Below are 14,778 nucleotides of genomic sequence, written 5' to 3' on the forward strand. Positions count from 1 at the left end.
CTTTCATCACACCTCACTTTTTATTCATAATTGTATAGAAAATAGTGGAATCTCCTATCATATAAGGGTTTTTCTACCCTATACACAATTGTATAGGTCTATACAATTATGTATAATAGTTATATTAGTAAAAAATGGGGTGGGGTAATGGGACTGGAAATCGGAGAGCGGTGGAAAGAGATTGTTGACGGCCTCTATACAGATGTTGTTATTACAGATAAACACGGAAATATTGTTTATGCAAACGATTCAACAGAATACTGGTTTAATATGGAAAAAGAGGAGATTATCGGAAATAACGTTTTAGAATTGGAGAAAAAGAAAGTCTTTTACCCGTCTGTTGCAAGAATGGTCATAGAGAGCGGCCAAAAACAAACTTTGATCCAGCAAACAAGGCAGGATAAGAAACTGCTTGTGACGGGGAACATCATCTATGATGACATGCAAAATATTGAATACATCGTCTGCTATTCGCAGGATATCACCGAAATCGAAAAAATGAAGGCCTACGTTAAGAAAGTGGAGAGCGAACTGGAGAACATAAAAAAAGAATTACAGCACTATCAAGAACTCCAAAAGGAAGATTCCCGCCTCATTGCAAAGAGCCCTAAAATGCAGCGAGTGTTGTCAATCATGGACCGTGTGGCGGATACCGATGCAACCGTGCTGCTCACCGGAGAATCTGGAGTGGGAAAAAGTCTTTTGGCAGAGCAGCTTCATATTAAGAGCAATAGAAAAGGAGCATTCGTTGCCATCAATTGCAGTAGTATCCCTGAATCATTAATAGAATCAGAGTTATTTGGCTATAAACCGGGCGCGTTTACAGGCGCCAGCCCAAAAGGAAAAGTGGGCCTGGTGGAAAAAGCCCAAAACGGAACGCTTTTCCTTGATGAAATTGGTGAACTGCCGACCAAATTGCAAGCTAAATTATTGATGCTCATTCAGGACAAGACTTTTTACCGGATCGGAGATTCACAGCCAAGAGAAGTGAACTTCCGTTTAGTGGCGGCTACCAACGTCAATTTAGAAGAACGGATCAAAGAAGGAACATTCAGAGAAGATCTATACTTCAGGCTATCCGTCATCCATATGATGATCCCGCCCTTAAGGGAAAGACAGGAAGACCTTCTGAGCCTTTTAATGAATATGACAAAAAAATTCAATAAACAATACGGCAGGCAAAAAGAACTGTCACATGAAACGATTGACTGCCTGCTTCGTTATCCGTGGCCCGGCAATGTGCGTGAGCTTTCAAATATTGTGGAAAGGCTCGTATTGACGATTGAAGAAGATATCATTTTGCCTGAACATCTGCCTGACAACATCAGGCCAACTCAATTGGCCGCTCCATTCATTGAAGTGGGACACAAATCTCTTCAAGAGATCATGGAAGACACAGAAATTCGAGTCCTGAAAGATGCCCGCGAAAAATACACCAGCACAACAAAAATGGCAAAAGCCTTAAATGTCAGCCAGCCAACCATAGTCAGGAAACTGAAGAAGTATAAATTATAGAGGGGACAGTCCCAAGGCTGCACCCCAGCTCAAATGCGATTCGCATTTCGTATCCGGACCCCGGCGGAAAACCGGTCGTCAGAGACGGCCCGTTCACGGAATCGAAAGAATTGATTGCCGGCTTTTACCTCATTGACGTGCATTCGCGCGAAGAAGCCATTGAATGGGCGATGCGCATGCCGGACCCGTACGGCGGTGGCGAGGGAGAAATCGAACTCCGTCAAGTGATTGAGCCGGCAGAGTTGACGCAAGATCCGGCTACGCACTCAAAAGCCGACGAACTGGATGAACTGTTGAAGAGGACGAAACAGGTATGAAGAATGCGGAAATCCATCGCAAAATCGATGCGATATGGAAAATCGAATCAGCCCGGATCCTTACCGGATTGACGCGAATGGTGCAGGACGTCGGACTTGCGGAGGACCTGGCGCAGGATGCACTGGTCATCGCGCTTGAGAAGTGGCCCAAGACCGGCGTCCCGGACAACCCGGGCGCTTGGCTCACGGCAGTGGCCAAACGCCGGGCCATCGACTTGTTCCGCCGGGACAGACGAAGGGAAGAGAAATACCGGCAATTAGGACAAGAAACGGACTATTGGCAGGAACTGGATTGGGACGCCATGGACAGCAACGTCGGCGACGATCTGCTGCGATTGATCTTCACCACCTGCCATGCAATTTCACTTTGTATGTGATAAACTTTATTTATCCATAATGGAAGTCCTCCTCTGCCTGACATTGGCTTGCGTAACCTTTGTCATTATTGCAGAGGAGGACTTTTTTGCTGTTTAAAGTTTAAAATTTGTCCAAGTTTTATTTGGATTGTTAGCCCATGGGAATTACATAAATTATGGCTCATTTTAATTTCTGAAGAATTAAGCTCCCTTCAAAAAATTCTTAACTTTTTGTGGAATATAAGTCACCAATTTGTGTTATAAATGATATAATAGTAAAAAAACTTAACATTAATTCATCCGTTTATTTTTTAATGGTATAATTTTTTAACAAATGGAGGTGTTTTTCTTGAACGACCTCAATATTTCAAAAGTTATTGGGGATAACATTAATAAAATAAAAGAGCAATTGGGGTTAAGCAATGAACAGCTGGGCCAAGTGCTCGGAGTTACCCGGCAAACTGTCAGTAATTACTTGAAAGGTGAACAAACTATCGACAGTGCCAAATTATTTAAACTTTCCCGTTTAGCGAATGTCCCCCTGACATATTTTATGGAAACCGATAACAACATGGAATTTTCCTTTATGTTTAGGGCCGATAATCCCCAGGAGAATGCTGATGTAAAGCTTATTAATTTTCTAACTAATAAATTGAATAGTTACTGGGATATTTTGACTTTAGCCGAAGAAAACAAAGTAATTTATTTACCGGAAGAATACCATCTGGACTTGAAGAAAAACAGCTTGGATGAACATCATAAAGAAGCAATCAAAGAAGTTGCACAAAAGTTCAGGAAATCCCTCGGTATAGAAGAAGACTTAAAAGCAGACATTTACAGCGTTCTTGAAAGAAATAACATTCATGTTTACTCTTTTCAATACGAGACCTTAAATGTTGATGCTTTATCTGTCTTTGATAAAGCTAAAGGTTCTTTTATACTTTTAAATAACCATCCCAACATTCCGGAAGAACGTAAAATTTTCAGTGTCGTTCATGAGTTAGGCCATCTCATTTTCCATAGGGATCAGTACAGCAAAGGAACCGCTAATCTAACCTATACCAATTATAAAAATGATATTAATGAAAAAGTAGCCAACACTTTTGCCAGCTACTTTTTAATTCCGAGACCTATTCTTAAGAACGGAGCTTATGATTATTATTTCAAAGGGAATCGATTTTTTTCACTTAATGATTTAATTAATTTAAAAAAAGAATTCGGTGTCAGTGCCCAGGCGATGTTAGTGGCCTTGTTGGAGGAAAAATTTATTAGCGGGCAAATATTTGGATTTCTCAACAAACAATTGAAAGACCGGGGGTTTGAAAAGGCAGAGCCTTACCCAATGGAACCGCTGGAAAAAAATCAAAAGTTGAAGTTTATACTAAAAGACTTATTTTTAAAAGAAGAAATCACCGTTAATAAAGTGGCAGAAGTTCTTAATCTCAACACACGTTCCGCAAGAAATTTAACCAAGGAATGGGCCGAATTTGGATATCCGGAAGATTAAGGAATTAAAGGGTAAACCCGCTGTATTAGATAACAATGTTATCTGTGATTTCATAGAGCTTGGGTGTATAGAACTTCTTAATGAAGTCTTTTCCACGGTGCTTATCCCTCAAAGTATCTATGAACATGAAATTAGAGAAGCTGATGCGGAACACTTGGAATATTTAAGCTTTGAACTGGCTAATTTCAGTACTGAAACAGCTTATGGTTTATTCCTTGAAATTTCTACTTCAAAAAGGAAGCTTTCCGATTACGACGTTGAAGTTATTGTCATAGCCTTTGAACAAGCGGTACTTTGCACCTCCAACGAAAGAAGAATTAAGGAAACGTGTGACGAATATAACATTGAGCACACAGGTACAATTGGGATATTATCAAGCTGTTTCGAACATGGAATCCTATCTGATAAGGAATTCAGGGAGCTTATCATTAAGCTCTTTAATGAATGCACATGCAGAATTTCAGAAAAATTGAAGCAGCAGGTTTTTAAACAGTATCCTTTTTTGTAAAAAATATATATTGTCTTTCCCTGCCGAACTAACGAAGACAGCTTCCTCCATTTACCGAAAGAGCTGTCTTTTGTTTCCCCAATTCACAAATATGGAGGTGCCATTCCATTTGCTCAAAACAACCTCATCTGCTCATGCACTTGCTTTCCATCTTCCTTTATATAGCCCATCCGCTTATATCCCTTCCACCGCTTTTCCGCCATAGCTTTTAACTCAGGCACCTTTTCATCTACATAGTCATAGACTCTTACCTCTTCCTTGCCATCAAAATTACGGTGAAGCCGCCCGACATATTGCTGAAGGGTACCTTTCCACGATATGGGCATTGTCAAAAACAAAGTATCCAACCGGGCATCGTCAAAGCCTTCGCCTATGAACTTGCCTGTGGCGATCAACAATCTTTCCTCATCCTTTGGAATTTCAGAAATCCTTTGCAGCGCTTTTGTCAGTTCTTTCTTCTTCATTTTCCCGGATAATACGATGATATTTTTCGCAAAGCCTCTGAACTGGTTCTCCAATATCTGCAGATGCTCCAGACGTTCCGTCAAAATAAGCGGAGATCTCCCTTCCTCCAAGGAATGCAACACGTCTTCAAATATTTGGAGGTTCCTCTTCTCATCCAAAACCAGCTCTTGACAAATTTTATGAAAATCTGTTTTCTTCGTTTGAAAAAAGGTCTCTCTTATGACTAATCGGTGGATGAAAGGGCGAACCAGTGACTGCGTTTTCGCATCTACCGTATAGCGAATGGGTCCGCATTGCATCTTAATGATTGGATGCAACCCGTCTTTTCGTATGGGCGTTGCTGTCAAGCCAACAACACATCTCGGCCGCACTTGCTTCAGTACTTTTTCAAAGGTAAAAGCTGATATCACATGGCACTCGTCCACAATAATCTGCCCATACTGAGTGACAAATGACTTCAACTGTCCACCAAAATTCAGACTCTGGATGGTGGCCACGTCAATTTTTCCCGTAACTCTATTTTTACCTCCGCCGATTTGCCCGATTGATTCCGGCGAAATGTTCAGGAATGCCGCGATTTGTTCTATCCATTGCTTCATGAGCTGCGTGCGGTGAACAATAATCAATGTGTTGACTTTCCGCTCAGCGATTAGCGCTGTTGCGGCCACTGTTTTACCAAAACCTGTGGTGGCAGAAAGCGTCCCGGCATTGTTTTGTAAAATTGTGTTCACAGCATCAGCCTGTTGCGATATTAATACTCCCTGGAACTCGGCCTCGATCCGATCACCTTCATAAGTCTCATCAATAACCTCAACTTCAATGGATTGTTCCTTCAAAAAATCCAACAAATCCTCAAAACAGCCGCGCGGCAGAATTAAATCATCCTGGCGATCCGCAGCACAATGGATGATTCTCGGAATTTGATGTGTAGAAAGCCTTTTTGCTTTGGCTTTATAAAACTCCGGGTTTTGAAATGAGGCAATATTCGCTATATTAGTTAATAATGAAGAAGGAATCCCATTTTTCTTAATGTGAATGCCATTCTTTAATCTTAAAGTGACTTTTTTCGGTGGTAAAAAATCCGTCTCTGCATCTTCATGATGACAAGCTTGGATAGCCTCCTGAACTTCTTGTTCTGTCATTTTCCGTATCGATGACAGGTACATCCATTGATCCGGATACGGAACAAAACTTTCATTCACAAAAACACTGTTACCCTTTTGTCGAGGTCCCCTCTGTAAAGGGAGAGCAATCAGGTTTCCAAATTTTCCTTTCGGCAAGTAATCCTGATTAGGGAGCATGCGGTCAAAAGAGTCCAAGTCAAATTCATGATAGCGTGATTTGGTCTGCTTAATTAAGCCAAACCCTAACCTTCTGGCGGTTGCTACCCTTATCGCAGACGAAAAAAAGATCCAAACATGCGCTCCATTCCCTGACCGAGACCTTTCAATATGGCTGGGAACATTGAACTTTTTACATGTTTCCAAAAACACCAGAACGTCCTTTTTCCATTGCTTTTTATCAAAGTCAACTGCCAAGAACCAGCATGTTTCATCGGCCATCAATGGATAAATGCCAATTGTCTTCTTTCCGCTTAAATGATCGTATAAAACCTGATTTGTAAGAGGAAGTAATTTCCGATTTTGGCATTGGCTGCAACGAATTTTCGGTTTCAAACAAATCGGTTTTTGCCATTCATAAGCGCAGGCGGGAGTATAGCCGTTCCCTCCATCTGCTGATTCCCAACGTAAGGCATAGACATCTATCCGACCTTTAAATAAACTTTTGAAAAGACCGACTTTCTCCTCTGAGGCAGACTTATTAGTGATGATTTTCTCTGGCTCCGCCGCCGTTTGACTATGCATCATTTTCCTCAACAATTGCTTTAAATACCGATTTTCTTGTCGGAGTTTATTGAGTTCCTGCTTCCAATTTTCCACTTTATATCGGTCATCCCCGCGTCAAAACTTTTTTCCACCAGCGAACCTTGGTGTGTTATGCATTATTCCGTTCTTTCCTTAAATTTAGAATATTATTCACCTGAAATCAAATGGAATACTTTTCCATCGATAAAGATGGTCCCTACTTATATTGTTGAACAAAGCACCTTTGACATTTATATTTATGATAACCTTAAATTTCGTTTAACTCGTGTGTTATACTCGTTGATAGTGGTCTTCGGATTACTCATAAAAAATCGTCTTTTCTGAAATGTTGGTTGTAAGCCCCCATTCAAACAACGCATATAATTCAACAGCACCTCTTGTTAAGATTGACTTATCAATCAAAGGAGGTGCTTTTCATATGCCAGAACAAAAATTAACTATTGTCCCCGTAACATTGCATTCCAATACAGAAAATACTCCAATCACAAAATCAACTGTCTCCTCTTCGAATTCAACTTGTACAATTAAGTTTGGTAAAGTTGAAATCTCCTTCTCCAACGGTATTGATGAGCACATCATTCAAACTGTCATGAGGGAGTTGAAAGATTTATGAGACATGATTACTCGAGTGTGAAAAATATCTATATTATCTGTGGTAAGACAGATATGAGAAAAGGAATAGATGGATTAGCTACACTAATTCAGGATTCTTTTGAACTAGATCCTTATGGTGATTCAATTTTCTTGTTTTCTGGGTGGAGTAAAGATCGCTATAAATGTTTATATTTTGACGGTGACGGCTTTGCCATGCTTTATAAGCGATTAGATAATGGAAAACTTCAATGGCCCAGAAACGAAAAGGAAGTACGAAATCTATCCCAACAAGAACTACGCTGGTTATTAGAAGGGTTATGCATTCAGCAGCCAAAAGCCATTCAACCATCTCAAAAAGGACAATTTTAACTCTATTAAAGTTGAAATAAAGCTATTTTCATTACGTTCAAGATGCTATACTAATATTATCTTATTTGAACGAAAAGTGGTGAGTCTTGTGGTTAATGCTTCGTCTAATAATCAGAATCAATACGAGAAATTAATTCGGCTTCTTGAAGAACAATTAGCTCATTCTAATCAACAAAATGAAGCATTATCCAAACAGATAGAATCACTAACTGAGCAAGTTCGCTATTTAACGAAACTTTTATATGGATCAAAAACAGAGAAAACGAAATATAATGCACATGATGATAAGCAAATTTCATTATTCGAAGATGATTCATCTTTTAATGAATCTGAGCACACAGAAGAACAAAGCCAACAAACGATTTCTTACACTGTTGTACGCAAAGTTCAGAATAAAAAACGGAATGATTCATTACATGAAAATATTGAAGTAAAGACCATTCATTATCATCCGGATAATACGATTTGTGATTGTTGTCAGTGTCAGATGACTGAAATAGGTACGACAATTGTCCGTGAAGAGGCTGAATTCATACCTGCAAGAATGGAAAAAATTCAACATATTGAACATGCATATGAATGTAGAAACTGCAAAGCCGATTTATCCCAAAAGGCACAAATTAAACGTGGCAAATCACCTCAGCCTCCGATTCAACGAAGCATTGCTGGTCCGAGTGTTCTTGCCAAGGTTATTTATGATAAATTCGTTCAATACTTACCCCTTTACCGGCAAGTAAAGGAATGGGATCGTTATGGATTAAATACAAATGATAAAAATCTTTCTAATTGGGTTATTCGGGCATCACATGACTGGCTTTTGCCTATATATGAGCGAATGAAAAACATCATGCTAAAAAAGTCCATTTTACACGTCGATGAAACTTATGGACAAGTTATCAATCGATCGGATGGAAAACCTGGCCAATCTAACGCTTATAACTGGGTTTATCGAAGTGTACCTAGTCAAGGTCCAACTATCGTTCTGTTTCAAAGTTCATTATCACGAGCTCGATCTGTTCTTGAAGGCTTTATTGAAAATTATTCAGGAACGATTGTCTGTGATGGTTACTCAGCATATGACAAAATTGAAAGGATTACCTTTGCCAATTGTTGGGCTCATGTTAGACGTTATTGGTTAAAAGCAGACAGTAAAAACGGACGAATTGGTGTAAAATACTGCGATGATTTATTTCGCCTTGAAAGGGAATTTAAGCACTTATCCCCAAGTAAACGAAGGAAAAATCGCAAAAAGTACTCGAAACCGTTAGTTGATAAGTTTCTTTCCTGGGTTGAAAAATCACCATTTTACGGGAAAAATGCACTCGCTAAAGCAGCTGAATACACGCTAAATAGAGCGAACGGATTAAAAGCATTCTTGAATGATGGCCGAATAGAGATTGATAACAATCCCGCCGAAAATGCCATCCGCCCGAATGTAATTGGTCGAAAAAACTGGTTATTTTCCGTGAGCGAAGCTGGTGCAAAAGCAAACGCAATCTGCCTTAGTATCGCAGAAACAGCTAAAGCGAATGGGATAGATTTCTACCAGTATCTAGTAAGGATACTGAAAGAACTACCAAATTTGGATATCCAAAGAAACCCAGAAATTATAAACAACTATTTGCCTTGGTCAAAAACAATCCAAGCAGAATGTGTAAAATAACCGTAAATCTGATAAAAAAATCATGGTTTTACGGTTATTTGTAGTACGTACCATTAAGGTGCGTTTATTTTTTTATTTCGGGCTTACTGTTGGTTTGGTCACTTTCATTTTACTAGAAGGGTCGATTTTTTTGTAGGCACCTTTCGCTATAAAAACAAACAGGGCTGTCACAGAAAATCAGTTTTTACTGACTTTCTGGACAGCCCCTTCTTCGGATTATATATTCCTCTGTCAAAATGCGTAAAAGCCTCTCCATACTTAACTGAAAAACTGAAAAAGCGTTATTATTTGAAATAGAATTCCCTACCTGAAGAAGTTTTGCATTAGTCTCAGCAGGATTCTTGTAACTACCTGATCATGTCAATTTAAAGGCGTCAACCGAAGCATTTAACTCTTCCGCCAATTCTGTTAACGCATGGGCGGTGTTGGCTGTTTCCTCGCTGCTTGCCGAAGCTTCTTCTGTTGCAGCAGAAATGCTTTCAATAAATCTCAAGACTTCTGCCGATTGCGCTGCTTGCTCTTCGCTGGCACCGGCAATTTCCGTTACTTTATTGCCTGTTTCATTTACCATTCGGATGATATTTTCAAAAGCTACCCCTGATTTTTCAGTGAAGGCTCGTCCTTCAGACACTGACTTCAAGTTTTGTGCCATATTTTTTTGCATTCCTTTTATGAGCGTAGTGATCTGCTTTGTCGCTTCCCGGCTATGTTCCGCCAGTTTGCGGACTTCATCAGCTACTACTGCAAAACCTCTGCCTTGTTCCCCTGCACGAGCTGCTTCAATGGCGGCATTTAACGCCAAGAGATTCGTTTGATCAGCAATATCATCAATGACTTCTATAATTTCACCAATTTTATTTGAATCTTGCTCTAATTTTGACATCTGTTCATTAATTTTGTTGGCCCCTTCTACTGAAGAAAGTACCACTTTTTCCCCATCCTGCGCAATCTGAATCGTATTGTTAGCCAGTTCCGCGGCCTTTTCCGTATTGTGAGCAACAGCATTTATCGCTTCCGACAACTCCCTGAACAGCTCGTTCATCGTTTGGGCAGAATTTGCTTGGTTGTGGCTTGCACTGGCGATTTCATTCATGCTGGCAGATACTTGCTCGGAAGAAGCTGACAAATTTTCGGCAGCACCTAATATATTTTGAACGGTAGCCCTCAAGTTTGTGATCATTTTATTGAAAGACTGGGCCAATATACCAACTTCATCTTTTGTCTTAATACCGGCGGTTTGGGTAAGATCTCCTTCGGATAAATTTTCCATTAAGTTTTTCATTTGATTGAGAGGATGGGCAATGGTCCTTGTAAGGAAAAGCCCGAGTGCGATACAAATGGCGAATGTCAATATTGAGATGGCAATCATAATGGTTTTTGTAGTGGAATACCGCTTCTGAGATACATCATATGCCTCTCCATTGATTTCCTTATCAACGACTCGCACTCCATCAATAAAGTTGATGATCTCTTCATGTAATTTATTTAATTCCACATCCAGTTGCTGAAAATTACTTTTATCGGCAGATAGTGATTGGATTGCATTATCGTATGCTTTATTATATTTATTGAAACTGGAGAAAAACTCCTTGCGAAATATTTCCCCCTCCTTTGCTATCTCCTCATCAAACCCAATATATGAATCGCTGTAAGTTGTGGCATTTTTCTCAATGTCTTGCCTGATAGCCTTGATTTGTTCTAATTTCTCTGCATCCTGCTTCGAATCAGATATTGCCATGTCCTGCCAAATACCCTTTAGTTTATACAGATCCGTTTGGGCACGAGTAAGATGATCCAATGGTATAAACGACTTTTCAAATGTCATCCAGAGATTATAATTCATTTTCTTCATACTTTCCATTGCATAAATACTTACACCAAGAAGTATTACAGCGATCAATATAAAAGCTGATAACAATTTGAATGACGTTTTCCTATTAAGATACCAACGCATATGTAACATCCCCTTACTTATATTTCTTGTTGTTGTTAACAGTCTGCCCCCGATAATATCCAAGCAACAATTAAATTAAATTAAATGGATAAATTTGGAATCCCTATGCTTTCAGTAGACTACATATTGATATTTCAAATAAAAAAGAAAGTCATATACCCTAGTAGTCACTCGGAAATTTTATGTACATTTCAATGAAAGTCTAAAAGGCCAAATCATAGATGTGGAAATGGTGTGCATCATAACAAAAGTACATTAAAGTTGTATTACGAGTGTTATTATTAAGAGTATTAGAAATAAATAATGACTTAATTAAACAGTGAATGAGTGAAAATCAAGAACCAATGTATATTAAACAAGTTTGTAGGGCATCACACCCGAAGAAAAAGAAATATTAATAAAGATAATTAAAAGTGAACCCCAAAGTCTCAGAATACTTTCTTTAGGCGTGTGAAACAACTTAAAAAAGCCTTGTTACATAAAAAAAGAGTAGCAAGGCTTTTATTTTACTCCTAGTAAATTCACTAGTTCAGCAGCCACAACATGCATAGCTTCCATAAAAACAGGCAGGAAATATAATTTGTGATAAGCTCCCCTTAAGGTGGACAGATAAAATAATAATATATAGGACTTTTAGCTTGGGAAAATTATACCAAAGCGCTTTATTTAAATAAAGAGTAAATTTTTATTTTTTTACGAACATAGAATTTTTGCCCGTATTATTTTGTTATAGGATTATTGTTCTTAAAGCTAATCGTTGTTAGGCAAAGAAATATTAACAACTTAATTATTCAGTAAGAATGCCGTACATATCGTCTCTTCGATTCGCGGTGTAACTCATCTTGGGGTCAAGATCTTGTTTAATTGGTAACGTAACCGATCGAACTTGTTCTTTATCTTTTAACGAAAGTAGAATCTCTCCTGTCGCATCAATCACCATACTATCTCCACAGAAATCAAGCTCTCCTTCTTTCCCTAATCGATTACAAATAATGACCGGGATTTCGTTTTCCATTGCACGGCATCGTGAAAATAAATGATGCTGGAGTTCGTACGGATGCATATTTGCGTTTACGATTACAATGAAGTCTGCACTCATTAGTTTAAGTGCACGTGCAACTTCAGGAAACTCCACGTCAAAGCAAATCATCATGCCGATTGATCCGAGTGGAGTATCGATTACTTCAAATTTTGATCCGGGTTGGAAATAATTCTTTTCACTATCAAACAGATGAACTTTTCGATAAACTCCCAACACTTCCCCCTTAGGATCAATGAGCGCTGAGGAAATGTAATAGTTGCCGTCTTGCCCATCTTCAGGAAAGCTGATAACCAAATAGATTTCATGGTCTTTACATAAGTTGCGGACCTTTGTCATGTACAGGCCATCGATCGTTTCAGCCAGTGTACTTACATTTTCTCCAACTGAGTAACCAGTGAGAAACAATTCTGGGAAAGTGACTAATTGTGCTTGTTCATTCTTCGCTTTCACTATCGCTTCTTGCACTTGCTCCAGATTACCTTGTTTATCACCCAGTTTTGGTATGAGTTGAGCGACAGATACTTTGATTTCCTTCACAAATATCTCTCCTAAATAGGTTTTTTTAGTAAGCTCTTTCAATTAGTTAATTTTACTTTCAAAAACTTTGGTAACCCTCAACAAATGATAAGCCCCTTAGTGGCAAGGGGCTTTCATTTTCCGCAGTTCCAACAAAATAACTTCAGTGGTTAAAAAATTTAGAACCTTATAGATATTATTTGTTCATGTATTTTGCACGAGATGCAAGCATATCTACAATAAAACGTGTTGCTGTAATTGCCGTTATATCTGAGTGGTCATATGGAGGTGCGATTTCTACAACATCGAATCCAACAAGATCTACTTGTCCCAGCAATTCGATTGCTTGTATCATTTCCCTAACCATAATTCCGCCGGGAGTCGGTGCACATGTACCAGGTGTTTGGGAAGCCTCCAATGAATCCATATCAAAAGAAATATATACACCATCTGTACCGTCAGAAGCAATTTTAATAGCTTCTTCAACTACTTCTTGTATACCTTTTTTATAAATGTCTCTCATTGTATATAGGGAAATTCCATTTTCTTTCACATACTCAAGTTCAGCTTTAGGGTTCATCGGGCCGCCCGCACCAATGATGACGGCATTTTTAGGATCAAAACAATCCAGCTCCATTGTTCTAGGTACAGGACAGCAATGGTTCCATGGATCTCCGCCTACATCTTCGGCAGTATCCAAATGAGAGTCAAAAAGAATGAAACCATACTTTTTAGTTGGATCAAATTGGTTCAACGCTCTTGTTGAAGTAACAGTAATCACATGATCCCCACCAACAAGGACTGGCATCGCTCCGCCTTTAAGAATCTCGATTACATTCTCCCCCCCGCGTTCAATCGTGCTGAAGGCATCCCCGATTTTTACATTTACATCCCCACAGTCGCGAATATTATACGTTTCCATAATATCTACGTCATAATCAAAATGATAAGGGATGGTCATCGAAGAGACGTCGCGAATTTTTCTTGGTCCCATGGAAGAACCTGTACGAGTAATTGTTGTACCATCAAATGGAACTCCTAGTATGGCTGCTTTTACTCCTTCTTCCTTTATCTTATGTTGATCAGGCTCCATAACAGGGCTATTTAAAAATGTTGCAGGTCCTTTGTGTAAAACTGAGCTCCAAGTATCATTTGTCTTCATTTAATACCCCTCCAAGACTTTTTTTTGAATAACCATAATCTCCAAAGTTATACTTTTTTAGAAAAAGTTTTGTCAATCCATAATAAACAAGTGCCGAGACGATTATTGCAGGGAACGTAGCTCCAAGACCATTAAATAAAGTCATCCCAAAAGAGCTAGTAATAAATGTAAACCCTGTCATCCAACCGCCTAAGAATAGCCAAACAATCATACCAACTATTTGTGAAAAAATAGCAACAGGATTAAATCCCTTAAAATACTTATAGGGTCCTTCTTTTTCAAAACAAGCTTTTACATTAATTTTTTGTTTTCTTAATAAGAAATAGTCGATTAATATAATCGCCCAATATGGTCCTGCTAACATAGCTCCAAAAATCAAAATAAAATCAAAAGCTTCTCGCAGTGAACCGATGAAGATAAATGGCAATGCTGGTAACGCGATGAAAACGGTGACAATTCTAAAGTTTAAATTTGGAAATACAGTCAATAGAGACATAGCTCCAGAATATATTAATATAGTAATCGTTGTAATCGTACCAGCAATAATACAAATAAATGCCATCACGCTTAAATTAAGTTCAAGCATCCATTGCGTTGGATCTACTTCACCTGTCAATATTGTAGCCATTCCACCCACAATTCCAAGCAACATCCCTGCTAAGGCTAAACCAATATATGTTCCCCAAACACCACCCCTTTCAGTTTTAGCCATACGGTTCCAAGAACCTATATATTGCAGCCACACAACTGCGTATGCAAATATGGCTTCAAATGCAAATACCCAACTTGTCTCTCGCGTTGCTTTAAAGCTTAACAGCGCTGCAAGATTCTCAGCACTCAACAATTTTATTAACATATAAACCTGAATTACGAAAGTAAAATCTAGTAACTAAATACAAAAAGGGCTCCAGCCTTTGGTATAAT

Annotated in this window: 12 protein-coding genes and 1 pseudogene; 8 read left to right on the top strand and 5 right to left on the bottom strand. The window is 38.8% G+C overall.

The annotated features are described in order from the left end of the window. Positions 1 to 147: 147 nt before the first annotated feature. The 5 genes and pseudogenes from FS666_RS07465 (at position 148) to FS666_RS07485 (ending at position 4,203) form a co-directional block, all read left to right on the top strand. On the top strand, positions 148 to 1,515 hold the full coding sequence (locus tag FS666_RS07465) for a sigma-54 interaction domain-containing protein (protein ID WP_186306493.1): 1,368 nt from the start codon (positions 148 to 150) through the stop codon (positions 1,513 to 1,515). Positions 1,516 to 1,532: 17 nt separating this feature from the next. Beyond that, a pseudogene (locus FS666_RS07470) lies at positions 1,533 to 1,832 on the top strand (YciI family protein); the annotation flags it as partial. Next, positions 1,829 to 2,209: a sigma factor gene (locus tag FS666_RS07475; RefSeq protein WP_144461218.1), complete on the top strand. Its 381-nt coding sequence runs from the start codon at positions 1,829 to 1,831 to the stop codon at positions 2,207 to 2,209. The pseudogene FS666_RS07470 and the gene FS666_RS07475, both read left to right, overlap by 4 nt. 328 nt (positions 2,210 to 2,537) lie before the next feature. Next, complete coding sequence (locus FS666_RS07480) at positions 2,538 to 3,695, top strand: helix-turn-helix domain-containing protein (RefSeq protein ID WP_186306494.1); 1,158 nt, start codon at positions 2,538 to 2,540, stop codon at positions 3,693 to 3,695. Next, entirely contained in the window at positions 3,676 to 4,203 is a 528-nt protein-coding gene (locus FS666_RS07485) for a PIN domain-containing protein (protein ID WP_144461220.1), read from the top strand. The genes FS666_RS07480 and FS666_RS07485 overlap by 20 nt, the downstream gene beginning before the upstream one ends. A 113-nt stretch (positions 4,204 to 4,316) precedes the next feature. Here the strand turns inward: FS666_RS07485 and FS666_RS07490 are convergent, their stop codons facing one another. Continuing rightward, positions 4,317 to 6,533: a TOTE conflict system archaeo-eukaryotic primase domain-containing protein gene (locus tag FS666_RS07490; protein ID WP_244943868.1), complete on the bottom strand. Its 2,217-nt coding sequence runs from the start codon at positions 6,531 to 6,533 to the stop codon at positions 4,317 to 4,319. 439 nt (positions 6,534 to 6,972) lie between these two features. Here FS666_RS07490 and FS666_RS07495 point away from each other — a divergent pair, with 439 nt between their 5' ends. From FS666_RS07495 to tnpC, 3 genes are all read left to right on the top strand, one after another. Then, positions 6,973 to 7,167 (top strand): hypothetical protein, encoded by a 195-nt coding sequence (locus FS666_RS07495; RefSeq protein ID WP_033826476.1) that lies wholly within the window; start codon positions 6,973 to 6,975, stop codon positions 7,165 to 7,167. After that, positions 7,164 to 7,517: an IS66 family insertion sequence element accessory protein TnpB gene (tnpB, locus tag FS666_RS07500; protein ID WP_033826477.1), complete on the top strand. Its 354-nt coding sequence runs from the start codon at positions 7,164 to 7,166 to the stop codon at positions 7,515 to 7,517. Before FS666_RS07495 ends, tnpB begins: the two co-directional genes overlap by 4 nt. 88 nt (positions 7,518 to 7,605) lie before the next feature. Beyond that, the gene (gene tnpC, locus FS666_RS07505) at positions 7,606 to 9,180 is read left to right on the top strand and encodes an IS66 family transposase (protein ID WP_144461221.1); all 1,575 of its coding nucleotides are present in this window, start codon (positions 7,606 to 7,608) and stop codon (positions 9,178 to 9,180) included. A gap of 355 nt (positions 9,181 to 9,535) precedes the next feature. Here the strand turns inward: tnpC and FS666_RS07510 are convergent, their stop codons facing one another. The 4 genes from FS666_RS07510 to FS666_RS07525 all read right to left on the bottom strand — a co-directional run bounded on the left by FS666_RS07510 (position 9,536) and on the right by FS666_RS07525 (position 14,710). After that, positions 9,536 to 11,134 (bottom strand): methyl-accepting chemotaxis protein, encoded by a 1,599-nt coding sequence (locus FS666_RS07510; protein WP_144461222.1) that lies wholly within the window; start codon positions 11,132 to 11,134, stop codon positions 9,536 to 9,538. A gap of 787 nt (positions 11,135 to 11,921) precedes the next feature. Continuing rightward, a complete protein-coding gene (locus tag FS666_RS07515) occupies positions 11,922 to 12,713 on the bottom strand; it encodes a carbon-nitrogen hydrolase family protein (RefSeq protein ID WP_144461223.1) in 792 nt (263 codons plus the stop codon). Between the two features lie 175 nt (positions 12,714 to 12,888). Continuing rightward, positions 12,889 to 13,854 (bottom strand): agmatinase family protein, encoded by a 966-nt coding sequence (locus FS666_RS07520; RefSeq protein ID WP_144461224.1) that lies wholly within the window; start codon positions 13,852 to 13,854, stop codon positions 12,889 to 12,891. After that, positions 13,841 to 14,710, bottom strand: coding sequence for a purine-cytosine permease family protein (locus FS666_RS07525; RefSeq protein WP_144461225.1), 870 nt, complete (start codon positions 14,708 to 14,710; stop codon positions 13,841 to 13,843). Before FS666_RS07525 ends, FS666_RS07520 begins: the two co-directional genes overlap by 14 nt. Positions 14,711 to 14,778 lie beyond the last annotated feature (68 nt).

Origin of the sequence: Siminovitchia fortis, assembly GCF_007681465.1 — a bacterium.
GTDB lineage: Bacteria > Bacillota > Bacilli > Bacillales > Bacillaceae_C > Siminovitchia > Siminovitchia fortis.